The 26,401-nt window shown below is 33.4% G+C and carries 27 protein-coding genes; 8 read left to right on the forward strand and 19 right to left on the reverse strand.

Annotation, left to right across the window (positions count from 1 at the left end):
* Positions 1-5: 5 nt before the first annotated feature.
* Positions 6-896, reverse strand: a complete 891-nt coding sequence (locus tag E5167_RS11745; RefSeq protein WP_136844319.1) for a chromosome partitioning protein ParA — start codon at positions 894-896, stop codon at positions 6-8.
* 312 nt (positions 897-1,208) lie between these two features.
* Between E5167_RS11745 and E5167_RS11750 the strand changes: the two genes are divergently transcribed.
* Together E5167_RS11750 and E5167_RS11755 are read left to right on the forward strand one after the other, a co-directional pair.
* Positions 1,209-1,673, forward strand: a complete 465-nt coding sequence (locus E5167_RS11750) for a GNAT family N-acetyltransferase (RefSeq protein WP_136844321.1) — start codon at positions 1,209-1,211, stop codon at positions 1,671-1,673.
* A 58-nt stretch (positions 1,674-1,731) separates the two neighbouring features.
* Positions 1,732-2,292 carry a TVP38/TMEM64 family protein gene (locus E5167_RS11755; protein ID WP_136844323.1) on the forward strand — a complete coding sequence of 187 codons (561 nt, stop codon included), beginning with the start codon at positions 1,732-1,734 and terminating at the stop codon, positions 2,290-2,292.
* A 64-nt stretch (positions 2,293-2,356) separates the two neighbouring features.
* On the opposite strand, the gene E5167_RS11760 is transcribed toward E5167_RS11755, so the two are convergent.
* From E5167_RS11760 to E5167_RS11790, 8 genes are all read right to left on the reverse strand, one after another.
* A complete protein-coding gene (locus E5167_RS11760; RefSeq protein ID WP_136844324.1) occupies positions 2,357-4,051 on the reverse strand; it encodes a hypothetical protein in 1,695 nt (564 codons plus the stop codon).
* A 125-nt stretch (positions 4,052-4,176) separates the two neighbouring features.
* On the reverse strand, positions 4,177-4,341 hold the full coding sequence (locus tag E5167_RS15430) for a hypothetical protein (RefSeq protein ID WP_169301421.1): 165 nt from the start codon (positions 4,339-4,341) through the stop codon (positions 4,177-4,179).
* Positions 4,342-4,369: 28 nt separating this feature from the next.
* Positions 4,370-4,912: a hypothetical protein gene (locus tag E5167_RS11765; protein ID WP_136844326.1), complete on the reverse strand. Its 543-nt coding sequence runs from the start codon at positions 4,910-4,912 to the stop codon at positions 4,370-4,372.
* 49 nt (positions 4,913-4,961) lie between these two features.
* Positions 4,962-6,197, reverse strand: coding sequence for a DUF6638 family protein (locus E5167_RS11770; protein ID WP_136844328.1), 1,236 nt, complete (start codon positions 6,195-6,197; stop codon positions 4,962-4,964).
* A gap of 99 nt (positions 6,198-6,296) precedes the next feature.
* The gene (locus E5167_RS11775) at positions 6,297-8,261 is read right to left on the reverse strand and encodes an AAA family ATPase (RefSeq protein WP_136844330.1); all 1,965 of its coding nucleotides are present in this window, start codon (positions 8,259-8,261) and stop codon (positions 6,297-6,299) included.
* A gap of 72 nt (positions 8,262-8,333) precedes the next feature.
* A complete protein-coding gene (locus E5167_RS11780; RefSeq protein ID WP_136844332.1) occupies positions 8,334-9,386 on the reverse strand; it encodes a hypothetical protein in 1,053 nt (350 codons plus the stop codon).
* 68 nt (positions 9,387-9,454) lie between these two features.
* Positions 9,455-10,795, reverse strand: a complete 1,341-nt coding sequence (locus E5167_RS11785; protein ID WP_136844334.1) for a coiled-coil domain-containing protein — start codon at positions 10,793-10,795, stop codon at positions 9,455-9,457.
* A gap of 191 nt (positions 10,796-10,986) precedes the next feature.
* Positions 10,987-12,333 (reverse strand): OmpP1/FadL family transporter, encoded by a 1,347-nt coding sequence (locus E5167_RS11790; protein WP_136844336.1) that lies wholly within the window; start codon positions 12,331-12,333, stop codon positions 10,987-10,989.
* Between the two features lie 294 nt (positions 12,334-12,627).
* On the opposite strand from E5167_RS11790, the gene E5167_RS11795 reads away from it, so the two are divergent.
* Positions 12,628-12,837: a hypothetical protein gene (locus E5167_RS11795; RefSeq protein ID WP_239021994.1), complete on the forward strand. Its 210-nt coding sequence runs from the start codon at positions 12,628-12,630 to the stop codon at positions 12,835-12,837.
* A 54-nt stretch (positions 12,838-12,891) separates the two neighbouring features.
* Here E5167_RS11795 and ettA read toward each other — a convergent pair whose 3' ends face one another.
* From ettA to E5167_RS11820, 5 genes are all read right to left on the reverse strand, one after another.
* Positions 12,892-14,583 (reverse strand): energy-dependent translational throttle protein EttA, encoded by a 1,692-nt coding sequence (gene ettA, locus E5167_RS11800; RefSeq protein ID WP_136844340.1) that lies wholly within the window; start codon positions 14,581-14,583, stop codon positions 12,892-12,894.
* Positions 14,583-14,765: a CAL67264 family membrane protein gene (locus tag E5167_RS11805; RefSeq protein WP_136844342.1), complete on the reverse strand. Its 183-nt coding sequence runs from the start codon at positions 14,763-14,765 to the stop codon at positions 14,583-14,585. The genes ettA and E5167_RS11805 overlap by 1 nt, the downstream gene beginning before the upstream one ends.
* Before the next feature lie 106 nt (positions 14,766-14,871).
* The gene (locus E5167_RS11810; RefSeq protein ID WP_136844344.1) at positions 14,872-15,597 is read right to left on the reverse strand and encodes a pirin family protein; all 726 of its coding nucleotides are present in this window, start codon (positions 15,595-15,597) and stop codon (positions 14,872-14,874) included.
* A gap of 14 nt (positions 15,598-15,611) precedes the next feature.
* On the reverse strand, positions 15,612-16,049 hold the full coding sequence (locus E5167_RS11815) for a MarR family winged helix-turn-helix transcriptional regulator (protein WP_136844346.1): 438 nt from the start codon (positions 16,047-16,049) through the stop codon (positions 15,612-15,614).
* The gene (locus E5167_RS11820; protein WP_136844349.1) at positions 16,049-16,579 is read right to left on the reverse strand and encodes an NADPH-dependent FMN reductase; all 531 of its coding nucleotides are present in this window, start codon (positions 16,577-16,579) and stop codon (positions 16,049-16,051) included. Before E5167_RS11820 ends, E5167_RS11815 begins: the two co-directional genes overlap by 1 nt.
* A 140-nt stretch (positions 16,580-16,719) precedes the next feature.
* Here E5167_RS11820 and E5167_RS11825 point away from each other — a divergent pair, with 140 nt between their 5' ends.
* Complete coding sequence (locus E5167_RS11825) at positions 16,720-18,363, forward strand: acyl-CoA carboxylase subunit beta (RefSeq protein ID WP_136844351.1); 1,644 nt, start codon at positions 16,720-16,722, stop codon at positions 18,361-18,363.
* Positions 18,364-18,421: 58 nt separating this feature from the next.
* Positions 18,422-18,844, forward strand: a complete 423-nt coding sequence (locus E5167_RS11830) for a DoxX family protein (protein WP_136844353.1) — start codon at positions 18,422-18,424, stop codon at positions 18,842-18,844.
* Here the strand turns inward: E5167_RS11830 and E5167_RS11835 are convergent, their stop codons facing one another.
* Both E5167_RS11835 and E5167_RS11840 read right to left on the reverse strand, forming a co-directional pair.
* Positions 18,845-20,182 carry a M24 family metallopeptidase gene (locus E5167_RS11835; RefSeq protein ID WP_136844355.1) on the reverse strand — a complete coding sequence of 446 codons (1,338 nt, stop codon included), beginning with the start codon at positions 20,180-20,182 and terminating at the stop codon, positions 18,845-18,847. It lies immediately after the preceding gene.
* A 110-nt stretch (positions 20,183-20,292) separates the two neighbouring features.
* Complete coding sequence (locus E5167_RS11840) at positions 20,293-21,393, reverse strand: AMP-binding protein (RefSeq protein WP_136844357.1); 1,101 nt, start codon at positions 21,391-21,393, stop codon at positions 20,293-20,295.
* 188 nt (positions 21,394-21,581) lie between these two features.
* Between E5167_RS11840 and E5167_RS11845 the strand changes: the two genes are divergently transcribed.
* From E5167_RS11845 to E5167_RS11855, 3 genes are all read left to right on the forward strand, one after another.
* Positions 21,582-22,598, forward strand: coding sequence for a hypothetical protein (locus E5167_RS11845; RefSeq protein WP_136844359.1), 1,017 nt, complete (start codon positions 21,582-21,584; stop codon positions 22,596-22,598).
* An 18-nt stretch (positions 22,599-22,616) separates the two neighbouring features.
* Positions 22,617-23,081, forward strand: coding sequence for a hypothetical protein (locus tag E5167_RS11850; RefSeq protein WP_136844361.1), 465 nt, complete (start codon positions 22,617-22,619; stop codon positions 23,079-23,081).
* A 261-nt stretch (positions 23,082-23,342) separates the two neighbouring features.
* Positions 23,343-23,948, forward strand: coding sequence for a carboxymuconolactone decarboxylase family protein (locus tag E5167_RS11855; RefSeq protein ID WP_136844363.1), 606 nt, complete (start codon positions 23,343-23,345; stop codon positions 23,946-23,948).
* A gap of 8 nt (positions 23,949-23,956) precedes the next feature.
* Here the strand turns inward: E5167_RS11855 and E5167_RS11860 are convergent, their stop codons facing one another.
* Genes E5167_RS11860 through E5167_RS11870 form a run of 3 tightly spaced genes read right to left on the reverse strand, consistent with a single transcriptional unit; the run spans position 23,957 to position 26,400 of the window.
* Complete coding sequence (locus tag E5167_RS11860; protein ID WP_136844365.1) at positions 23,957-24,751, reverse strand: cation transporter; 795 nt, start codon at positions 24,749-24,751, stop codon at positions 23,957-23,959.
* Between the two features lie 22 nt (positions 24,752-24,773).
* A complete protein-coding gene (locus E5167_RS11865; protein ID WP_136844367.1) occupies positions 24,774-25,316 on the reverse strand; it encodes a 1-acyl-sn-glycerol-3-phosphate acyltransferase in 543 nt (180 codons plus the stop codon).
* A 1-nt stretch (position 25,317) separates the two neighbouring features.
* On the reverse strand, positions 25,318-26,400 hold the full coding sequence (locus E5167_RS11870) for an iron-containing alcohol dehydrogenase family protein (RefSeq protein WP_239021995.1): 1,083 nt from the start codon (positions 26,398-26,400) through the stop codon (positions 25,318-25,320).
* Between the last annotated feature and the right edge of the window lies 1 nt (position 26,401).

Raw genomic sequence — 26,401 nt, forward strand, 5'->3', positions numbered from 1 at the left:
TGATATTATTTAAGTGTAAACTCTGTAGAAGATACTAAATTTTCTTGGTCGAAAACGTTCACTACATAACGTCCTGAAGCAAATTTATCAGCACCTCTTGCATCAACAAACTCACATACATCTAAATTTCTTGATTCGTAATTAAACTTGCTAATTAAGCTGTAGTTTAATGTGGTTTCATCAAACTTTATTTGTTCGTTTAATCCTAACACATTGCTTTGAGGGTCTAATACCTGAACAAAAAATTCTTTATCACCTTTTTCTACCAAGTTGTTTTTAGCTACGGTGTAGCACACTCTAATTTTATCGACTCTTCTAGCTCTTTCCATTGGAACCAATTTTCCAGATGTACGTACCAATACACCATAACCTTCAAGTTTAGCGGCTGTTAATACTGCTGCATTTTCAACGATATCAGCAAGTTCAGAATTTTGAACTAATAACGAATCGTTAAACATAGTTGTAGATTCAAGCTCTATTTTAGTACTATCTAAAGACGATGCTAACAATACATTTTCTACTTTTAAAGAATCGTTTTCTGCTAAAATTACATCCATTTCAGATTGAAGGTCTAAAAATTTCTTTTTATACCTCCATAAACTTCTAACTGAGTTTTCAGAAATTTTTAAAGAATCCATTAAACCTTTAATACGCTCTCTAGCTTCAACTAATTTTTTGTTTGCTACTTCGTTTTCGCCAATAGCAACATCAAATTGCGCTGCCATATTGTTAAGGTCTTTTAATACTAGTTCTTTTTCTTCAGTTAATTGTTTTTTAGTATCAACACTTTCGTTGTATAACGAATATGAGTAAAATGCTGTACCTACTAATAATAGTACTGCGATGCTTAAAATTACCTTTAAGCTTCTATTGTTGTCTGCAGCTTTGTTTTCCATAATAATAATAAATTGTTTGTTAAATACTTTTTAAATCTAAATAAAACTTTAATGCTTGTTGTTGTAATGAGTAAATAATTATAACCATGTAATTAACAATTAGTAACTAAAACTCATTCAGCATTATATACGACTAACAAAAAAGTTTGGATGTCGGTAATTAATAATCAAAGTCAAATAAAAAATATAAAATTGTCTAAATGCTTATGTTTACAGTAGTTACAGCTTACAAAATTTGTAATAAAAGTTTTGTTAAAATTTAAACTTTCAGAAAAATACTAAATAACTTCGCGCTTTAATTCCTATACAGTTATGTCTTTTAAAATTGTTCCTTTTGACTCGATTTACTCAAAAAACTTTTATGATTTGAATATTGAATGGCTCAACACATATTTTTATGTAGAGCCCATAGATGAAGAAGTTTTAAGTAAACCCGAAAAATATATTATAGACAAAGGAGGTTACATATTTTTTGCCAAACTAAATAATGATGTTGTTGGCACTGTGGCTTTAATGCCAACAAAAACCAAAAACTTATTTGAACTTACCAAAATGGCAGTTTCACCAAAGCATAGAGGATTAAAAATTGGTCAGCAATTAATGCAGCATTGTATAAACTTTGCTAAGACAAATAATTTTAAAGGACTTATGCTTTACTCTAATACTAAATTAGAGAACGCTATTTACATTTATAAGAAATTTGGCTTTAAAGAAATTCCGGTAGAAGATAATAGTCCGTATGTACGAAGCGATATTAAAATGGCATTGAACTTTTAAAAAATACAAAAAACTTGTAACGTTTTAAAGGTGTCTTCGTCGTATTAGAAACCAAACTATGACCAAGAAGACACAAAATATATTAAAATGGCTATGGATTAGTATTATAACCATATGTGTAGTAATTTATATTGCTGACCCTTCCGTTTTTACAAATAAAACTATTGCTGCCTTTATAAGTAGGTTTAGTGGTTACGCTTGGGTAACATATTTCTTAATACATTTGCTTAGAGGCTTTGTGTTATTGCCAAGTACACCTTTAATTTTTGCTGGTGTTATTTTATTTCCAGATCAATTAATTTGGGTGTTAATTGTGTCACTTATTGGTATTTTAGGTTCTTCGTTATTAATATACTACTGCTCAGATAAACTCGGGTTTTCAAGCTTTTTTAAAAGCGAAAGCAAAAAAATAGGTTTGATTAAAGAAAAACTTTCTGGGAAATATGGCTTTTATTATATTTTATTTTGGTCGTTCTTTCCAATAGTTCCAACCGATGTTATTTGCTATGTCTCAGGAGCATTGAGAATAAAACTCCCTATATTTATAAGTGCTTTGCTAATAGGTGAATTGATATTATGTAGTGTTTATATTTTTGGAGCAGGATATTTTATTAATTAAGTTATAATAATTTTCAATAAGAAAGTTTTGATTGTGGATTCCGCATCCAGTGCGGAATGACAAACTAATTATTAGCCTTCTTCAACGAATCAATCTTACGTTGCAACACCTCAATTTGTTCTTGATTTTTACTGGTATTAGGAATCGTTTTAATAGTATCAGTCACTGCTTTAATTAGGTCAAGATCAACAGTTGATTTTTCTTCGTAATAATAACCAATTCCTTCACTAGAGCGCCATGCCTCAGATAGTTGATCATATACAGTTTTATCCCAAGTACTTGGACGTTTTACATCAATCCAAACCACATCACGATATTCACTATCAATCAACGCTAAATCTGGTGTTGCTGAGCCATCAAAATTATCAGAATCTTCTTTAACCGCAGACACAGTTCCTAAAAAAAACATACGCTTTCTACCAGCTATGTCTTTAATATAAGGTCTAAACTCTACAGGCTTGTTTACAGACCAATCAAATTCCTTTCGTGATTCTATCACTTTTAAAGGCATGGCAGATACGCCTGCATATCCTTGTTTTTTAGCTGCATGGTCGTAGTAATACAGTTTGTCGGTGCCATCGGCTGGAATAAACACGCTAAAGGTTAAACTGGTTCGCTCCTCGCCTACTGGTTCTAATCCAAACCAATGGTACAACCCACTGTAAGCATTGGTTGGCGACCCTTCAAAATTAAAGTCGGTTACAAAAGGTTGCTGATTTTGGTCGTCTGGTAAATCTGGAATTTTTACTGCTGTTTTCATATTCCAAGGTAATGGGTCGCTAAACCCTCCAAGAAATTTTAAAGACTCGGCTTGTAAACGTGATACTTTTTCAGACAAGGTATTTTGCTTTGTTAAAAACGGATAATTCTTCATATTCTCTGGACTTACAAAGGTGCCTTTACCAATAAATACACGCTCTATATAATCATTAAAATCATGAGCACCATTTTCAATGATAACCACACCTCCAAACGTTGGATATGGAAAGAAAAAACCTTTCCAGTTAATTAAACTCACGACTTGAACCCATTCACCATCATCATTTTTCATATAAAACACATCTCCTGGCTCTGTTGAAAACAATTTTGTAATTCCGAAGCGTTGTACCACTGCGTTGTAGGTGTTTCTACTAAACTTTAAGGATTCGCCTATGGAGAAGGTTACAGGAATTCTATTTTCACTAGAAAACCTCGGAAAAGGTGTGGTACTGGATACCGAAAACACTTCTTCGGTATTGTCGCTTATACGTTGCCAAATATATTTTACCGTTGGCTGAATAGCCATGGTCCACTGGTTTTCGCCATCAACTCTAACCAAATGAGGCAAGGATACATCTTTGGTTTCGCCTACCGATTCGTTTGCCATAGAGAAAATATTGCGCAAAGGCTGTATGCGTTCGTTTTGCGTTAATGGCAATTCATGAATTTCAACTTTATTCAAGTTGTTAAAGACATTGTAGGTTTTCATGTAGTCGTACATTTTAAAATGCCAACCAATAATGTAAATGATTCCGAAGATCAACACCAACAATCCTAAAATACCTAAACGTTTTCCAGAACTTGGTGTACGTCTAAACTTTTTAAGTAATAAGAATAGAATGCTTCCACATAGCAAAATGATGAAAATAAATTTTCTTAAAAACAATAAGAATGGTTGGTATTCGTCACGAAGAATGAATAATACCAATAGCAGAACAATACTACCAATTATGGTAATTACTTTTTGATTCTTTCCTTTTTGCCAGTATTTTTTAATCATTTTTATTTTTTGTCATTGCGAAACTTTTAAAAAAAGTTGTGGCAATCTGTTTTTTAATATTTTAAAATTTTAATTTAAAAGATTACTTCATCGTAAACTTCTAGTAATGACGAAAATATTTAATCTTAATTTTCACCATGTTTATTAACGTGCTTAATGCTTAACACCATTGCTACAATCATCAGTATTTTAGATAAAGGTCCTAGCACGTTTTCCCATGAAAATACCTTGTCATAATTAACAGTATAAATAAAATCTAGTATTAATAAAATACCAAATAGCACAATCATGATATATCGGAACTTATTGTTAATCATCTTATTTTAAAAACCCTTTATCTTTTAAGCGCTCTCTAGCACTTTTCTTTTCTTCATTAGGTGTGTTTTTATCTTCTGAAGTTTCTTCAATAATATCTTTAACTTCATCTTTGTTTGTCATATCATCTAGAAACTCTTTTCCTTTATCAATTGTTTCACTTACCATATCTGTTAACGTGCCACTCTTTTCATCAACAATTTTACCAGATTTTAGCACAAAATTTGCTAAATACGTTCCTATAACAGTTCCCACTACACTAGAGGCAAATGTTGATACACCATTGTAACTTCCAAACGGTTTAAATGGTGTAAAAAATTGTAATACTAAAGACACTATTAGAAACAAAAACGCAACATAAACTATACGCAACAAGAATTTTTGTTGAAATACAAACCCTGTTCTGTCGCTATCTTTCATTTGTAATTCTTTAGAATTAACAATTTTATTTACAAAACGATACAAGCCATTTCCATTGGATTCTCTCCAATACAATAGCACGCCAAACAAAATGGCTGAGATAAATACAATGAGTTCAATGGTCATAACTTATACTTTTAGTGACTGTTCTTCCTATAAAGTTAGTCTATAAATTTTAAATATTGTTACTAATGGTCTCAATTACCCAATCTTGGAACGACTCATCCCAAGTTTCGTAAGTCTTGTAAAACTGCTCTTTATCGTACCAATACAAGAACAGTGCATCTTTAGGTGATACATTTACTAAAAGCTTCCAAATCAAATCGTATTGCTTTACATCTAACGACGAATGTGGTTGGTGCAAGGCGAAATAAAAACCCTCATCAACTAAATCGGCTATTTTAAAGGCATTACTACGCTCTAAACGTTCTAGATAAATCTCAACACCAGTCACTCGTTTTAAAGCTGTAGCATCGATTTTGTTTAAATATCTACGGAATAACACTTTATCATTTAAAATGTCTTTATAAGGATGCTCTGTTTTCTTTAACTCGTTGAATAACATTACTTTTTTAATACGCTCATAACGTTTGTCTTTGACAACCTCATCTAAATTACACTCAATTATAAGATGGTCTTTTAATTTATTCATTAATTCTGGTTGCGAAATATGATAAATCAATACATCGTGTAGAGTATCTTTTATGGCTTCTTTATGAGCTTCCTTATCTTCAAACACCACAATTGGTGAAATAAAATCACGTAACACATAAATACCTCCAAAGGCTTTTGTGAAAAAGGAATTGGTTTGAAATGTAAGTGGTTTTAAATATAACTTACGATGACGTAAATCGCCATGCTTTTTTGCTGATTCCAATAATTCTTGATGGATGGTTTCATTGACAAAATTATTGCCTTCTTTAAATTTTTCAACCAATTGCAACTGCTCTTCTTGAATATGATACAGGTTATTAATTAAGTGAAAATTAATAGAAACAGTATCGTATTTCAACACATCCAATGGGCCAAAAAAGGCATCTATTTGTTGGTCAAAATCTATACAAATGGCACAGTCTCTAGTAATATCGTTAATCGCATCGCCATGTTCCTTAAAAATGAGCTGCATCATACCTTTATCGAAGGTGTGCGTTGGCACATATACAGGCTTTCCTTTTTGCAAAGGTGAAATGATGATGCCATGAGGATTGGCCTCACCATGATTTAGATAATGTAAGTCCTTTTTTTCTTCTGCTATTTCAGGGCTCCAACCCAAACCATCAATAGAAAACGACTTGAGCTTTGTTTTTTTAAACCCCAATTTTTCAAGACATAGGTTATAACGCTCAACTAATTTCCCACTAACAGGAATGAGTTCGCTTCTATATAAATTTGCTGCTTTTAGTTTTTGCATAATATTTTATTGTCATTGAGAAGCAAATAATATTTGCTGTGACAATCTACTTCTTTATAAAAAATTACCACGTCGCTTTGCTCCTCGTAATGACTCTCATTAATTTCTATCATCAAACTTCCTTCTCGCCTCTAAATCAATATTTAATTGATTCACTCTAGCATCCACTTTTCGTTTAAAATCAGTATCTGCAATGGTTGCTACATTATCTAAATAGCGTACTACTTCTTGTCGTCTTACTTCAGAAAAATCCAAACCTTTCATATTGGCTCGCATCAATTCCTGCAACATATTAAACTTGGTATCGTAATCTTTTTTAAAATATATTTCAGGGTTTTCAAACCAATCTTCTTCTAAATCAAAATCGGTTAAACGCAATGATACTGCACTTTGAATATTTCTAACATCACGTGATGAGAAAAAAGGAAAAATCTTTTGAATTTCTTTATACAAGTTGGCGTAAAACAAATGCTGATTGGTTTTAAAGCTCTTCTCTACCTTATCATAGGCTTCTAAAACACGTTCTTCAGTTGGCTTATCAGTAATCTTTAAGATTTCTCCCATATTTTTTACCAAACCTTGATCTTGTAAGTAGCTATAATTTTCTGGTCCTTGCATGTTTACAAAATCTGGCATGGTATCATCTAATTTTCGCCACCATAAATGATCTTGATCTAAAAAATCGTGCTCTGTTCGTGCGCCATCAATTTTAAAACGTCCTTGTACACGCGAAATTACAGCTTTATCTAGCATTTCAGGAAGGTTAGTAAATAACCCAATAGAGCTATTTCCATAGTTTACAGCATAAGCACCTTCTGTATATCTTAAAAACACTCCAATTACTTCCTTGACACCAGCAGAAACCCCTTGCGCAGTACGCTCTTGCAAGTTGTTTTCGGCATCATCAATTGGAGCAAAAATTAAACGTGTTGGGTCTTGTAAGGGTTTCATCCACTCTACCATTTTCTCGGCTGAACCACCTTGAAATGTACTAATTAACGTATCTGGCATTGGATGAAATAAAAATGGAATATCTAGATTATCACAATGTTCTTTTAGTCGTGTAGCAATAGCTGCAATCAACATACTTTTACCAGTACCTGGAATTCCATATCCCATAAATACTGGCATAAAGCCACCTAATTCTTGGAATGGGTTTTTTTGAACTGCAAAATCGTAGCTCAACATGCGTTCGGTTAAACGACGAGCAAAATGTTTTGCATCTCTGTTACCAACTATTTGTTCAAATTGTATTTTATTGAACTCGACACTTTTAGCTACACCTTGAAATACATTTTCCCAACCAGATACCGCAAAATCTGAGTTTTCAAGTTTATACGTTCTATCGAGAATGGTTTCGGTGTATTCCAAAGTGCTTTTGCGCAATTGAATTTCGTCAATCAATACTTCAAAATACACCACTGTAAAATCAATAACATCCTTATCTGTCTTTACAATATCTGGATGACTTAAGTACTTATCGTAATAATACAAAGCGCAGGCAATTCCTTTAAGAGGTGACATAAATGACACTTCAGGAATACCAGCAAACTTGTTTTTCATCACACTTAAATCATCAGACGCATGTGGTTTTAAATTATGAAGAATATTATACGCAGTAGCAAATAACATAAACGCCGTTGCTGTGTGCATTTTACTTTCGTACTCACGCTTTCCAGCATTATCTAGAACAGATTTGCGTTCACTCAAACTAGACAATCCAGATGCATCGTAATAGCTGTCTTTTATCCAAATTCCTAATGTTATTCCTTCTTGTACAGCAAATAAAGTTTCATTTAAATGAATAGGAATGGCTACAGAATTTGGTAGCAAGCGCTTTTTTAATGCTAAAATAGTTTTAGATACAGACGTAACTTCAACACCTCCATTGCCTCCTTGTGCACGAGACAAATACAACAGTATAGATTCGTCTTTACTATTGTTTTCTTTATTCTTTGCTCGTTGACCTTGTTCCCATTGTACACTTTTTATATACGACGTCGCTTCGTCACGAAGTACATCGAGTTCGTTTTGCTTTATTGGAAATGTTGAGTTGTGTTCCATGTTTTAGTTTTCAGTCATGGTCTCAGCTTGCAGCACTGAATACTGCGACTGAAACTGATAACTTTTTATTTATTAATTTTTCAAATCAGCTATTTGAATAGGCGGTTTTGCCAACCTATTCATAATATCTGGTGTTTTATTATAGAGCATTTGTATAATACGATGTGGTGCAAATACATATTGTTGCTTTACCACATCGCTCCAGTTTTGAAGTGTTTGCTTGCTAAAAAAACCACCTTCTTTAAATTCGCTCCCAGAAAATACTTCATCTACTTTTAGAGATATGGCATACGATTCTAGAGGGATTTCCTTTTTACTAATGCTACTTAAAATAGCATGCGTAATTTCATTTTCATCCTTAGCAAAGACATTATGCAAAGGTCCTAAATCTATGCGCTTTATATGCTTTGGAAAAATATTAGGCAGCTTTCTATCTATCGCATACGCCATAGTATCTATTGGCATATTTCTATCAGCTGTATTTTTAAGCACTTCATAAACTTTATCTTTATAATCAAGAAATTTTTGACCATCATAATCAAAATACATAAAGCAGATAAATGGCCTGTTTAAAGACACATCATAAAAGCTCCAGCTTATTAATAATTCTCCTTGACTATGCTTTGGTGCCGAAATAATTTTTCCTTGCACAAACCGATTAAAGATAAATTTTTGCTGAACCGATTTGTAATATACAATAGATGCTGCCTGAAATAATTTACTTTTTTTTACTGGTTCTTTTTTACGCATTAAAGTGTCTAAGAACTCTTCTTTAAGCATCGATGCTGGAATAAGTTTATCTAAATATTCGGCTCGTAAAGACAGATCATTAAACAAGTAGCGAAACTCTAAGTAATTAGGAAAACCAGAATCGGTCAAATCAATTTTCATATTATCTTCTTCGTCGTACATATATTTAATACGCATGGCTTCAATAGAGTACAATAACAAATCGCAATACTGTTTAAAAAATACCACTTCTTTATCGTCGCAAATTTGCTGACGTTGCACATTAACAATAAGCTCTTTTAAAGTAAAATCTACCATTTTATGGTAAAACACATACTGTTCTTTAGAATCGAGCTCTGCAGAATCTAATGGTGTTACTATGTGATTAATAGACATTACTAATTAAAAAATGGTTAGTGAAATTGATATAGAAAAATTGTGCCTCTCGAAAGAAGCACAGGCTATTATGATAATAAATCGTCGTCTCCTTCTGGTTTTGGACTTTCTCCTTCTCCATCACTATTTCCAGCTGGAGAGTTGTTTTCAGCTTTATAATATTCTTCAAAGATTTCTTTCATATCGATACCATAACGGTCTGCAAAATTCTTTTGAATCTCGGCATCCTTAACTCGTATTTCTTGTAAAGCTTCAGCATAACTACCATAAACCCCTTGCATTACCTTTTCATGGACAGGAATATTATCCATCATTTCTTGTCTAACTCTAGCAGACGCCGAATGCATTGCTGCTAATGTTTCTCCAATATGCTCATCGGTTTTTACTCCTAAATGCTCTAAAATGGCAGCGAATTCTTGATCGGTACGCGCTTTTAAAGCCACTACGTAACCATCATAATATTTTAAACGTTCTTCGGTATCAGATTTCAATTTGGCTCGGTGAGTCTGCAAGTTGCTTCTTAATGATGTCAACACCTTAATAGTCAAATTATGCTTATGTACAAAACTATCTTTAGAGGCTGCTAAAGTTGTATATGCATTTTTTAAACCTTCTAATTCCTCTACTTTTTGTTCTAATTGGGTCACTTTACCAATGGCTTGCGCATACTCAGCAGATTGTTTATCTACAATTTCTTCTAGTTCTTGACGTGCTTGTTTTAATAAGGCATACTTTTCTTCAAGCAACCCTTCTACTTCTTTCTTCTTTTCTAAAGCTTTTGTATGGTTTTTAGTCGCTTCAACAATGGCATTTTGCAACTTATCTTCAACTTCTTTAATCTCTACTTCACGATCTTTTAAACGCTTAACTGCTGCCTGACTTTTATAAGACAGTTCGTTAAGTAATGTTTGTACATCAGCACTTTCAATACGCTGCTGAAACAGTGCTTTTGCTTTATTATCAGCTTCGTCTCTAGTTTTTTGGGCAGCTTTTAACTCGTCCTGGGCTTTTCTTATCTTGCTTTTACGTCCCCAAAGATTGTTCCACCAAGTGTCTGGTTTATTTTCAGCATCTTCAAGCTCAACTCTAGCACGTTCTAAACGCTTAATAGCATTATCAATAATTTTTTGTTCATCACCATTTAACGACGAAAAGTTTTCGAAAATAATGCCCACTTCGTCCTGATAATCAGTTAAATCCTTAATAGCATCTAGCAAAGACGTACGGTCTTTTTCTGCCATATGTACAACATCATCTAATGTAGCATTTAATATTTTTTGACGCATTTCTGGATCATCTTCTTGTGCCAGTTTAGATTTCATTGTATCTATGGCTTTTCCCCAGTTTACATCTACTTTTTCTTGTTTTTCGTTAGCATTAGTTTCTAGTAAATCAAAATCATCCGACATATTGTTTCGTGTAGTTAAGGTTGAACATTTTATTTAGATAAGCAATTTCGTTAAAAATTAGGATTTTAAAAATATAACTGCTTAAAATATTTGTGTTATTTTTTTTGGAAATGTTACAGTTCTTAATTTTTTTTATAAAAAAAAGCGGCTTCAAAAAAATTGAAACCGCTCATTCTAATAATATGCAAGTATTAGTTATTAATAAAATTATAACTAAATCCTACCATAATCATCGATGTCTTCATTTCATATGACACTGAAGAACCAGGAATAGCTCCGTAAGGGTTTCCAGGTCCTGCCATCATTGGAGATAACATTTGTCCAGATGTTGCATCACCACTAGTTCCGTAATGATAAACACCATCAAAGTTTAATTTATCATTTACTTGATAGCTTAAGCCAAATTGAAATGCATTTTTAATAATTGCTGTTGCCGGAATATTAAAAAAGGCAACTTTTTCGTTAATTGGATTAGAACTATAGGTGTATCCAAATCTTAAAGGCAATTTATCAATACCTTTATACTGAAGTCCCGCAGAAATTATAGAGATATTCTCCCAGCCAAAACCAGCTACAGATGCTGTTGATGTCCAACCTGTTTTTGAGAATCCATCTGTGTTTTCGTAGTTTACATTTCTATAGTCCAATGCAAAATCTATATCGCCAGTTGAATATCCTAAACCAAATGATAAAATTGATGGATAATCCATGTTGAATTCATTTGTTGAAGTACTATTATCTAAATATGTATTTTCAAATTCAAAGTCTCCAAAACTTTGTGTTGTTTTATAAGAAGCACCTAGTTTAAACCCAGAACCTGAGTCAAAAAACACACCAAATTGAGCTCCAAAACCTATAGCTGATGCTTTGTTTGTTGAAGGATAGCCTGCCGAATTTGGATTAGCCGTTGGGTTAGGCATTAATTCTAAAGCGGCATAGTCTATATTTGGTTGTACACCTATTGAAAATTTATCAGATAACTCATAAGCCCAAGTAAAGCCTATTTGCAATAACATATAATCAGATTCAATGTGTCCAAATCCATTTGCTTGCTGTGGATAATTAATTGGGTTAGAATTTTCATTTGGATTAAAATTAGGGTTCATTGGGTTGTTAGCTTCTTCGGGGAATGTTACACCGAATCCACTAATACCAAAGGCTGACACACCAAAGGTATGTTTGCTTTCAGGCTTACCCCAAACCATTGCTAAAGCTGGCATAAAAGATACACCTCTATCATCTTCTGTAACACCACTTACTCCAGGTGAACCTGGTCCCATCATACCTGGTGGTAAACTGCCTCGCAGTTCAGGTGATGAGAAAAATAATCCCAAATCGAATTTTAAAATTTTAGAGTCAAAAGTACTTACAGCAGCAGGGTTCCAATGCAATGCTCCAGAAATATCTAAAGGTTGTGCTGTGGAAGCTCCACCCATTGACATGTTTACTGCACCAACACCTTGCATGATATGCCCAGATTGTGCATATATTGCTGTTGTAAATAATAGTGCAAAAAGTTTAAAGAAGTTAGCTTTCATAATATGAATATTTAAGTTAAAATATCTAATAACAATTTGGTTTACAAATTGATGTGATGAAATTACTACTAATTAATAAACTAGATTATGACAAAAATCACATTATGCCTTTTTTGTAACAAATGTTACATAAGAAAAAATACTCTTTTAACAGTTTCAAACCTATGCAACAGAGTTTTTTTTTGATAATTTATTCATTTTAAGATGATTAGTAAAATAAATATTTTATATTTGAAAATCGATTAACCCAAATCACTGAATAAAATGCTACTAATCAACCTACTAAAACCTCACTTGGATTTCATTTCCTTAATCGAACAAAGCGGTATTGTTACTGTATTAATAATTACTGTGGCTTTCTTTTTAATACTCTTAGTTTTAGGTGTTAGAAAATCTTATAAACTAAAAGCTGAAAATGAAAAACTAAGCAAGAAGTCGAATGCTTCTTCAACTAAAGATAATAAACAGTATAAAGATTTTACCGAAGGTCATTTATATGATTAAAACAAAAAGGATATAAATAAAAAAGCCAGCATTTGCTGGCTTTTTTATTTATAATTATCTTACTAGTTTCTTATACTTTATTCTCTTAGGCATTAAATCGCCACCTAAGCGTTTTTTCTTGTTTTCTTCATAATCACTAAAGCTTCCTTCAAAGAAATATACTTGACTATCGCCTTCAAAGGCTAATATATGCGTACAAATTCTATCTAGAAACCATCTATCGTGAGAAATCACAACGGCACATCCTGCAAAGTTTTCAAGTCCTTCTTCCAAGGCTCTTAAAGTATTAACATCAAGATCGTTAGTAGGCTCATCTAAAAGTAATACATTACCTTCTTCTTTTAGTGTCATTGCTAAATGTAAACGGTTACGTTCCCCTCCAGAAAGTAAATTTACTTTCTTGTTTTGTTCACTTCCAGAAAAATTAAATCGACTTAAATAAGCACGAGAGTTAACTTGTTTCCCTCCCATCATAATTAGCTCTTGCTCATCACTAAAGTTTTGCCAGATTGTTTTATTTGGGTCAATATTAGAATGTGCTTGATCCACATAGGCTATTTTTGCTGTATCACCAACTTTAAACTCTCCTTTGTCTGGCTTTTCTTCACCCATTATCATTCTAAAAATTGTTGTTTTACCAGCACCATTAGGTCCAATAACACCTACTATTCCTGCTTGCGGTAAATTAAAGTTTAAATCTTCATACAGCAATTTATCACCATAAGCTTTACTCACTCCAACAGCTTCAATTACATTTGTTCCCAAACGTGGACCATTTGGAATATAGATTTCAAGTTTTTCATCTAATTGCTTTTGATCCTGACTTAATAATTTATCGTAATTCTTTAAACGTGCTTTTTGTTTTGTTTGACGACCTTTTGCTCCTTGACGCACCCATTCTAACTCTCGCTCTAAGGTTTTTTGACGTTTAGAAGCTGTTTTGTTTTCTTGAGCCATACGTTTGGATTTTTGGTCTAACCAAGATGAGTAATTTCCTTTCCAAGGAATGCCTTCTCCTCTATCGAGTTCTAAAATCCAACCTGCTACATTATCTAAAAAATATCTATCATGGGTTACAGCTATTACAGTTCCCTTATATTGTGCTAAATGATGTTCTAGCCAATGTACAGATTCTGCATCTAAATGGTTTGTTGGCTCATCTAACAGAAGTACGTCAGGTTCTTTTAGCAATAAGCGGCATAAGGCCACACGACGACGTTCACCTCCAGATAATACGCCTATTTTTTTATCTCCTTCTGGAGTACGTAACGCATCCATGGCAATTTCTAATTTGGTATCTAATTCCCAAGCATTAGCTGCATCTATTTGGTCTTGCAGTTCAGCTTGACGGTTCATGAGTTTTTCCATCTTATCTGGATCGCTATAAACCTCTTCTAAACCAAATTGATCGTTTATTTTATTGTACTCATCTAGAATGGCAACCGTTTCGGCAGCTCCTTCACGAACCACTTCCATCACTGTTTTATCATCGTCAAGTTGGGGTTCTTGCTCTAAATAACCAACGGTATAACCTGGAGAAAACACTACGTCGCCTTGAAAATTTTTATCAACTCCAGCTATAATCTTTAAAAGCGTGGATTTACCAGAACCATTTAAACCTAAAATTCCGATTTTGGCTCCATAGAAAAAACTGAGGTAAATATTCTTTAAAACTGGTGAGTTTGCACTTTGAAATGTCTTGGTAACACCAGACATTGAAAATATTATTTTTTTATCATCACTCATTACACACGTCCTTTTAAAGCATTAAACACCCAAGCTATTGCAAAGAAACCTATACCGACAGTTGCAAAGCCCCAACCTGCAACATCGTCATATCTATAAGCTCCCATTAATATTAAAATTATTCCCATAATTACCATTAGCACAGTTGCCCATGCTAAAACTGTGTTCTTGTTCATTGCCATAATTTACTCTTAGTTTGTTTAGATAGTTAGTCGAAACACAAATATCGCATTTTTATATAAAAAAAGCATCCTTTATTTAGGATGCTTTTTGGTGCTTAAATAATTTTTACAATTTAAGCATTGGTACTTCAATAAAAAGTAGTTGAGAGTTCTCTGTTGCTTGAACATTAAACGCTTCTGTTTCAGAAACTCCAATAGCATCACGCGTTTCCAGAGCATTATTGTTAATAATAACATTTCCATGAATAGTCATTGCATACACACCATGATTACTGCTCTTTAATTGATAGCTAAAACTTTTATCTTTATCTAAATCTATTCGAGATAATATAGCATCTTGGTGAATTTTCAAGCTCCCTTCATGATTGCTATCTATTGATGTTACCAAGGTTTGCAATTTGTTTTTTCTGTTGTCTTCTTCAAATGTTTTCTGGTCATAACGTGGTACTACATTCTGTTTATTTGGAATAATCCATATTTGAAATAAACTTAAGTGCTTATCTACAGATCCATTAATTTCAGAATGTTGAACTCCTGTTCCAGCCGACATTATTTGCACTTCTCCTGGAAGTACTGATTGCCACTCATTATGCATGGAATCGCGATGTTTCAATTCGCCTCCTAATGGAATGGTAATAATCTCCATATTGTCATGTGGATGTGTGCCAAAACCCATTTTAGGAGCAATGACATCGTCATTCAACACTCTTAATGCGCCAAAATGAACTCTTTCAGGATTGTACCAATTAGCAAAACTAAATGAATGATTAGCTTGTAACCAACCATGATTGGCAAATCCTCTACTTTCTGCTTTGTGAATTATTGTTTTCATTTTCTTCTGTTTTTTTAGCGAATTTTATCCAGCAAATCACTTAATATTCCTGCTTCCTTTTCATTAAGGTTTTCTAATAAATCAAAATCCATTTTCTTAGAAATATCTTCTAGTAACTCCAACCCATCATTAGTAATAGCTATGTGTACTACTCTTCGATCGTCTGGACATGGTGTACGCTCTATGAGTTGTTTGGCACATAATTTATCCATTAACCGAGTGGCATTAGGAGCTCGCTCTATCATTCGCTCTTTAATAGTTTGTACTTTTAACGGTTTTCCAGCACCACGTAAAATTCGTAAAATATTAAACTGTTGCGGTGAGATTCCAAATGATTTAAAAAAGGTGTTTTGGTGACTGTTAATCCAATTACTTGTATAAATAATGTTTAGCAAAGCCTTCACCTTGTTATTTGGAAAACTGGAATTTATATCCTTTGAAATATCTCCCATTATAAAGCATTCTTAAATTTTGTAACAGCTTCTTCAAGTTGTTGAGCCAAATCTTTGTCTGTTATTCCTTCATTAGAAAAATTATCACCAAAGAATGGTAATGAAAAGTTTGCTACTATATTTCCACCCATATATGGAAAACGTCCATTTGCTATCTCTAAAACTGTAGCACCTCCTCTTTCTCCAGGTGATGTTGCCATTAACAACATTGGTTTATTGCTCCAAAGTTTACCATCTATCCTAGACATCCAGTCGAAAATGTTTTTAAATACTGTGGAGTAAACACCATTATGTTCTGCTAATGACAAAATAATGCCATCTGACTTTTTAATTTCTTCTAAAAACTTGTGAGCATTATCTGGAATACCGTGTTCTTTTTCTAAATCAATACCATAAAGAGGTAATTCAAAATCGTTTAAATCTAATACGGTTGTTTCTGTATTATGCACTAAACTAGATGCATAAATCACTAATTCCTTGTTGATTGACTCTTTACTATTGCTACCTGCAAAGGCTAATATTTTCTTCATCTTATATTAATTTATTTGTGCAAATATACAAAAATAAATTAATATATTCCATGGAATATATTTCCGTGTAATATATAAATGCAGATTAATCTTTTATTGCAAAAAGTTCTTTTGTATTTTAGCAACAAACAAAAGAATTAATGGACATCAACTTCAATAAAAACGAAGATCACAATAAGCTTTTAGTATCCGATTTAACCAAACGATTGATAAAAGTTAAACTTGGTGGAGGTAAAACACGTATTGAAAAACATCATGCTAAAGGGAAAATGACTGCAAGAGAACGTATAGATTACCTTCTGGATTCTAAATCAAAAAGTATAGAAATTGGGGCGTTTGCAGGTGAAGATATGTACCAAGAACATGGAGGTTGTCCATCTGGTGGCGTAGTAGTTAAAATTGGTTATATAAAGAGTAAACAATGCATTGTAGTTGCCAATGATGCCACTGTTAAAGCTGGTGCATGGTTTCCTATTACTGGAAAAAAGAATTTGAGAGCTCAAGAAATTGCTATTGAAAATAAACTACCTATTATTTATTTAGTAGATTCTGCTGGTGTGTATTTACCTATGCAAGACGAAATTTTCCCTGACAAAGAACATTTTGGACGCATTTTCAGGAATAACGCTGTAATGAGTAGTATGGGAATCACACAAATTGCTGCTGTTATGGGAAGTTGTGTCGCTGGAGGTGCTTACTTACCTATTATGAGTGACGAAGCACTGATAGTAGATAAAACAGGAAGTATTTTTCTTGCAGGAAGTTACTTGGTAAAAGCTGCTATTGGCGAAACCATAGACAATGAGACTCTCGGTGGAGCTACCACACATTGCGAAGTTAGTGGTGTTACTGACTATAAAGCCAAAGATGACAAAGATGCTTTAGATACCATTAAAAACATTATAGACAAAATTGGTGATTACGACAAAGCTGGTTTTAATAGAGCTAAAGCTGAGTTACCAAAAGAAACACAAGAAGATATCTATGGTATTCTGCCTAAAAGTCGTGCAGACCAATACGATATGTATGAGATTATTAAACGTTTAGTTGATAATTCTGAATATGATGAATATAAAGCAGGGTATGGAAAAACCATCATTACTGCTTATGCAAGAATTGATGGTTGGGCAGTTGGTATTGTTGCTAACCAACGTAAATTAGTTAAAACCACAAAAGCCAAAACCAAACCTAGTGAAATGCAATTTGGTGGCGTAATTTATAATGATAGTGCTGATAAAGCCACTCGATTTATTGCCAATTGTAACCAAAAGAAAATTCCGTTAGTCTTTTTACAAGATGTTACAGGTTTTATGGTTGGCAGTAAAAGCGAACATGGAGGTATTATAAAAGATGGTGCAAAAATGGTAAATGCTGTGAGTAATAGTGTTGTGCCAAAATTCACCATTATTATTGGTAATAGTTATGGTGCTGGAAATTACGCTATGTGTGGGAAAGCTTATGACCCAAGATTGATAGTTGCTTGGCCAAGTGCAGAATTGGCTGTTATGAGTGGAAATAGTGCAGCTAAAGTATTGTTGCAAATTGAAACTGCTTCATTAAAGAAAAAGGGCGAAAAAATCACACCAGAAAAAGAAGAAGCACTTTTCAATAAAATTAAGGATAGATACGACAACCAAGTATCACCTTATTATGCGGCCGCACGACTTTGGACAGATGGGGTCATAGACCCACTTGATACTAGAAAATGGGTAAGCATTGGTATAGAAGCCGCCAACCACGCTCCTATTGAAAAAAAGTTTAACTTAGGGGTTATTCAGGTTTAATTTTTATATATCACTAAAATTCAGTATCTTAAGAACAATAAATTTTAATTTTATTGTCATGGGAATTGTTAAATCACTCAATAAATGGGCCAACAGACACACTTACCTCCCAATTGACCTACTAAGAATTATACTTGGCGCTTTTTTATTTATTAAAGGGCTATATTTTATGGGTGACTCTCAAATATTAATAGACCTTATAAAACCATTTCAAAACTTAGCAGGAAATGTAATAATCATTCATTATGTTGCTCCTGCTCATCTTGTTGGTGGTTTATTAATCATTTTTGGATTACTTACTCGCTTAGCCATTGTAGCACAACTGCCTATATTGATTGGCGCTGTAATAATCAACCTTTCGGCAGAAGTTAATTCAACAGATTTAGTTTTAGCCATTACTGTTTTGCTACTTTGTATTTTCTTTTTGCTTTATGGTTCAGGAAAACGATCGGCTGATTATTACTTTAAAATGCAGCAATAATTAATTCCCCTGATGGTCTTTAACTCTCGGAATAGTCAATAACTTAGTTTGTCGTCCGTTTACATATCTAAAACCATTTTTACCAAAAAAGCCAGCTTCCTCGAACATGATACGAATATCACGTTTCCACTCTGGAATATTTACTGTAGTATTCAACTCAATGGCATAAACCGTGTTTATATGCAACGGATAATCGCCATTTACAGGCACACCTCCTTGAGCGTCCCACATGCCAAGTGTTGTGCCAGACGAATGACCGTAACTTCCTAATGGATGTGTATAAATAGAAGGTCGTAATCCTTCGGATTTCGCCTCTTTTAAAGACTTTAATAAAATTTGATTTCCTGTAGCGCCTTCCACAAAATTATTTGTGAATATATCTTGAACTCTATTTCCCTCTGCAAAAGCATCTGCTAAAAATTTTGGTGGTGCTTTTTCTTCTGGTTTTAATACATAAGCTAGTTCTTGACAATCAGTATTTAAACGTAAATAGGTAATGCCAAAATCACAATGCAATAAATCTCCTGGTAAAATCACCATTTCTCCTGGTCTATCAGAAAACGAATATAAATGCCCTTCTAGTTTCTCACTAGTGCGCTGTACATCCACTGTTGGGTGAAACCAAGTTTCCAATCCCAATGCGGTTACTTTATCGCGCATCCACCACTCTACATCTGTTGTCGTTGTTATTCCTGGAGTAATGACCTTTTCTGAAAATGCCTCAGCTATAATGTCATGCGTAATATCTACTAATTGATTAAATATTACCATTTCACGTTCTGTTCTGGTTTCTATCCAACCTGTGGCTAAGGGTTGTGCAGAAATTACTCTTTTTTCATACTTTTTTGGTAAGTACGACATAAACTCATCATAATCGGTTTTATCCAGTCCATCTGCTATATTAAAATGCTTCGAATAGTTGAGCCCTATGCTCTCAGGATCACGCTCTTCAATAAGTTGCATGAGTCGTTTCCATTGGCTAGGTTCCTTTTCTTTATCCCAAGCCGACATAATGTTTTCACCAAAATTATATCTAGCTACTGCTAATTTTTCAATTGTATTTTTTGCTTTATCTCTATAAAACAGAATAATTGTTCGTCTTCGAGCATTTAACCAAGTGGCTGGCAACATGGTTCTAAGCACTGGATCTTCATTATATTCTCTTGATATTAGAATCCACATATCAATACCTGTTCTATCCATTAATTGAGGCAATAGGTTATTAAATCTATCGGCTAAAATTTCATCTACGACTCTTGCTCTTTCACGTTCTGGTAAAATTCGTTGAGCATTTATTTGAAGTGCCACTAGAAATACAATGAAGCATCCTTTTTTCATGTTGAGAATTTTGGTTGGTTAGACCATAAAAATATTGAATTTATTTGAGTTCAAAAAATAGAGGAACATCTTTATAATGTTCCTCTATTACCAAGTCTAATCAAAACTACTTATTGTAATAATTCTAACGTTAGTTTACGTTGCAATTTTCCTGAAGCTGTCGTTACAAACTGTGGTACGCTTAGTATCTCTTTAGGAATTTCGTATTTATCAAGATTCTTAATGCCTTTTATAGCTGTTTTTAAATGGTCGGTATTAGGCAAACCTTCAACTACTAAAATTAAACTTTCGCCTAAGGAATCATTTTTTTTAGAGGCTACAAAAAAAGGTGTTTCAATCACTTGTGCTAATTTTTCTTCAATTTGCTCAGGAAACAACTTAACACCACCAGAATTAATTACATTGTCAACACGACCAAGTAACTTAAAACTGTTTTTTGAAGTTAACTCAACTATATCGTTAGTTACCACAGGGTGTTCCGTTAATCTTGGTGCGTTAATAACCAGACAGTCCCTTTCGTCGGTTTCAATACTAATGTTTGGCAGTATTTTAAACGCTTCTTCAACAGATTGCTTCGTCGTGCCTCCTCGCAATGACGGAACATTGTTTAACTTCTTTACTGCAATATGCGTGACTGTTTCGGTCATGCCATAGGTAGCATACACGTGACAGCTTGTATCTTGAATTTGGTTTTGTAACTTTTGTGTTACCAGTGCACCTCCAACAATAAGTGTTTTTATGTAATTTAATTGTGTAATAGACTGTTGTAATTGCAAAGGCACCATGGCACAAAAATCATATGGCTTACTTGTAAATGCTAGTGGTTGCGCACTTGGTTCTACAATATCTAACTCCAATCCTAAAATTAAGGCTCGTACCAACATCATTTTTCCAGCAATAAATCCTGTTGGCAAGCAATGTAAAGCTGTATCACCAGGAGCTAACCCAAAATAATCGCCAGTAGCCAATGCCGAATGCACCATGGATTGCTTTTTAAGCGCTAACAGTTTCGGGCTTCCTGTAGAACCTGATGTTGTTACTTTAATATCGTCTTTATTGTTAAGCCAATCCAGTAAAAAATCACCTATCACTTTTTGATATGGCTCCCCTTCCTTTATATAATCGGCAGCCACTTCTTTTAAAACATCTTGGTTGTAATGCTCACCGTTTAGCTTAAATCTATTATGAATTTTATTAAAGTGCGGAATCATGTATTACCTAAGTTTCTAGGTGCAAAAATATGGCATTTACAATAAACAGCTATATTATATCATGGTTAAATATACGTAGTTCTACGTATTGATTTTATGGAAGAAAAAGACTACCTTCGTTTAACAGTCGGTAAACTTCAATTGAAACTGAATTTATCTTAAAATTGGTGGTAATTTAAACAAACTGAATGGCAACAAAACAGCAATACGAACAACTAATTGAACAAATTAATGCGAATTATGAGAAACTAACGGAATTCCAAATAGAGGACTTGGTTAGAGAAAATGAACTTGGAAGCCAATTATCATTTAAAGATGCTGAATCAACAATTATTAAGACGATTGATTTGTTCAATAGAGCGAAAACAGTAAACTATGAAGACGTTCCGTACAACTTGCTTAACAATTTTAATAACCAATTAAAAGCTGCAAACGACAGGTTCGATAGTTTTAAGAGTTTTAATCCAAATCAAAACAACCCTGTAAACCAAAGAGATAGTTTGATTACCCAATTGGATAATCAGTATGATGGATACTACCAACACACATTACCAATACTAACAGTTGGACTTTTAAGTGGAAATGACTTATCCGTTCAGCAAGCTAAAATTGACCAACTTGTATCTGACCTTGATAAAAAAACAAAGGAAACTGAAAAAAAAGGAGAGGAATATTTAACTCAATTAGATGAAACCCTAAAAAGTGCGGAGGAAGCAGCTGCTAAAGTGGGTGTTTCACGTCATTCGCAAATTTTTAACACAGAATCTACCGAACACGAAAGACAATCAAAAATATGGTTGAAATGGACTGTTGGTGTTTTAATCGCTATTGTGGTTGCTGCAATAATATTCATCTTCGTTTTTCCTGACACAACTTCTTCAAGTGCAGAAATCATTCAATTTTCAATTACCAAAGTAATTGTACTTTCTGCAATGTTCTATGGACTATCAATTTGCAATAGAAATTATAAAGCGCACAAACATAATGCTACTTTGAATAAACATAGACAAAATGCTCTGTCAACATTTGAAACTTTTGCCAAAGCAGCTGGAACTGATGCACAAACAAAAAATGCAGTTTTAATTGAGGCAACACATACTATATTTTCAAATCAACAAACTGGATATTTGAACTCAGAAAAAGACAATGAATCATCGAATAAGATTGTTGAAATTATTAAAAATGTTGCTACGAATAAGGAATAAAAAATACTGTGGGCAACAATGACTAGGCTTACATACTATAAATTATTCCTTTTAGGAGTGTTATTAACAGGATTTAATTCTTACTCTCAAGAATTGACTTGCAAAAGCTTTAAAAATGGTACTTTTATAATCCCTGCAGATGAAACGCTACCTTTTTCAATAAGAGTAGTTAGAAGTGGAAATTATCAATCTGAAATAATTCTAAATCCAGAAGTAATTGACGCTGAAAACCCAGAATTAAGAAAAAAAGCGTTTGAAATAATAAAGTGGATTGATGATTGCTCTTATCGGCTTATATATGATGAGACAAAAATGGTTTTAGATGAGCATCAAAAATTTGTAAATGATAATGGAGGGCTTTTAGTGGAAATGATAAAAATTAAAGGAAGTTGTTTTTATTATATATCATCTTTGACTCTAGATGGTGAGATTATTAGTGTTGAAGGAAAAATATGTAAAATTAAACCCTCTTTAAATAACTAAAAAGCTGCATCCATAGTCATGGAGCAGCTTTTAAAAATGGTGTTTCTTAATTAATAGCAAATGTTTCTTTTTAGAGATACGACTGTCTCGTATTTAATTTATGTTTCATTCTAAATTAATACTAACCAAGTATAGTAATACAAATCTCGTACCAATACGTTAATTTTGCAATCGGTTAATACAAATTTTAATGCGATTCATCGAAAAACGATGTGTTTGGCAACCTAATAATACCTTGCATTAGCCATAAAAAATATACCTATGAGTTGGATACACGTTATTCCGTTTGAAGAAGCTACAGGAAAACTAAAACAGATTTACAAAAAAATTAAAGGGCCTAATAACCAAATAGATAATGTGCTAAGCATACATAGTTTACGACCACACACTTTAGTTGGGCACATGAGTTTGTATAAAAACACCTTACACCATAGCAATAATACGTTCCCGAATTGGTTGTTGGAGTTATTGGGCACTTACACCAGTTATATCAATAAGTGTGACTATTGTTATGAGCACCATTTTGCTGGTATGGCACGTTTTTTAAACGACGACACAAAGGCTAAAGCATTAAAACACCATATAGAACACAATACGTTAGCCAATTATTTACCTGAAAAGGAATATGCACTTATTGATTATGCACACCAACTTACTTTAAACGCCAGCTCGCTTACCAAAGCCAATATTAGCTATTTAAAGAGTTTAGGTTATAACGATGGCGAAATACTAGAGGTAAACCAAGTAGTAGCCTATTTTAATTATGCCAACCGAACCGTTATGGGATTGGGCGTAAATACTGATGGTGAGGTGTTGGGCTTATCACCAAAGAATAAGGACGATGTAAATGCTTGGGATCATCAATAATTTATGAGCTATTTACTTAATTTAAGAATACGGAAAGCACCTTGCACAACCAGAATAAAAACAATTGTGCCTATTATTAAATCAGGTTTATTAGAACTAAACCAATTTACTAAAACACCAGCAATTATAACACCTAAGTTAATAACAACATCGTTAGAGGTAAAAATCATGCTTGCCTTTATATGTGCTTCTTCTTTACTCTTTGATTTTTGTAAAATATAAAGACACAAACTATTTGCAATAAGAGCAAACACAGAAACAATAATCATTGTTGAAAAATTAGGCAGTACTTCTGCACTAAAAAATCTTCTTAAAACCTCTAAAAACCCAATAATAGCTAGTAGTATTTGAAAAATTCCTGCGATTTTAGCAATTCGTTTTTTTCTCACCAATGTTCCTCCTACTGCCAAAAGACTAATGCCGTAAACAAAGCTGTCTGCTAGCATATCTAAACTATCTGCAACAAGTCCCATTGATTTTGAGATGAGTCCAGTTGTTATTTCTACTATAAAAAATATAAAATTTATTGCAAGTACAGACCAAAGTAGCTTTTTCTGATTGGCGTTTTCTTTAAAGTGTTTTTGCTTTGTTTGTTCTGTAGAAATTATTTTTCCACCTAAATTAAGTTCTAAAATTGCTTGTTCGATTTGCTGAATATTACCATTATGAAAAACAGTTAGTTTTCTATTAGGAATGTCAAAATCTAAATTCATAATACTTGAAATACCATCAACTTTCATTCGGATGAGATTTTCCTCAGAAGGACAATCCATTTTAGTAATTTCAAATACCGTTTTATCCATTTTAATTTATTAATACTGTAAATTAAGAGTACTCAGGAACTTTGCCTTTTACACCTTCGTAGAATTGGTGCATAAATTTAAAGTCGGCTTCTTTATCGTCTGTTGTGTAAAATGGTTCTGAAATCTTGTTTTGCTTCTTTTCAAAATCTAAAGTAATCATGACTATTGGCACCTTAGCAGTTTTGGCAATATAATAGAACCCTGTTCGCCATTTATGTACTTTTTTTCGGGTACCTTCTGGTGACATTGCCATTCTAAACATGTCGTGCTCATTAAACAATTTAGCAATAGCTTCTACTTGATTGCTGTTTTCATGGCGTTGTACTGGAGCACCACCTAAAGCTCTAAAAATCCATCCGTAAGGAAATTTAAATAAGCTGCTTTTACCAACAAAATTGGTTTTTACACCTAACACAGACCTAAGCAATACTCCTATTGGGAAATCTTTCCAATGTGTATGAGGAGCCGCAATAATCACCGCTTTTTTTATGCTATCAAAATCGTTAAACCCTGTTACTTTCCAGCCTAATATGTTGTGGTATATAAGTTTTGCTAACCAACGCATGTTACATTTTTTGGTATAACGCTTTTAATTTATCTCTAGTAATGGTCTTTTTCCAGTGTTTTCCTATGGCATTTTCCCAAAGTGGTTCTAAACTCAATGCCACATCAATCATAGTATCAAAATGATGGTCGTCTAAACTTGCACAAATACCTTGAGGAAGCTCTATTTTGTGTAAACGCATCATGTTTTTGAATGTGGTTACACCTTTAGGATAAAATTCTTCTAAATGATTAAACACAATACAATTACCAATACCATGTTTGGTCCCTAGTAAATACGACAAGCCATAACTCATAGCATGTGCCACACCTACTTGTGAATATGCAATGCTCATGCCTCCATGCCAAGAGGCCATCATCAATTTATCTTGAGAATCTTCGGCTGATAATGCATCATCCATAAACACTTCCATACAAAGGTCGTAGGCTTTCTCACCATAACTTTGACTGAATGCGTTTAAAAAGGTACCATTAAGCGATTCTATACAATGTATAAAGCAATCCATTCCTGTGAAAAACCACTGATCTTTCGGGACGTCTTTGGTTAATTCTGGATCTAAAACAACTTGGTCAAAGGGTGTGTAATCGCTATTAATACCTAGTTTTCTTTCAGGACCTGTCAACACAGTTGTTCGGGACACTTCCGCTCCTGTTCCAGAAATTGTTGGAATACCAACGTGATAAACCGCTGGATTTTTTACTAAATCCCATCCTTGATAATCGCTCGCATTTCCTGTGTTAGTTAACATAATAGCTACTGCTTTGGCTAAATCTAGAATAGTACCTCCACCAATACCAATAATTCCTGAGGGTAATTCTTTATTAGTTAGAATTAATTGCTCTACTAACTCGTCAACCTGCGAAGTTTTAGGTTCTTCATTTGCAGAGATATACAAAATCTTATCTTGATATGACAACGGAATTCTTGAAGTTAACCAAACATTACCTTTAAATACATCGTCCACCAAAAAAATAAAAGGAGCATGACTACTTAAACGCTTTGGGGCGATAATATCGTTTAATTGATTAAAACTACCACGACCAAAAACAACTCTTGGTACCATTGGAAAATTTTTATAACTCATT

Source organism: Pontimicrobium aquaticum, from assembly GCF_005047595.1.
In the GTDB taxonomy this organism is placed as follows: Bacteria; Bacteroidota; Bacteroidia; order Flavobacteriales; family Flavobacteriaceae; genus Pontimicrobium; species Pontimicrobium aquaticum.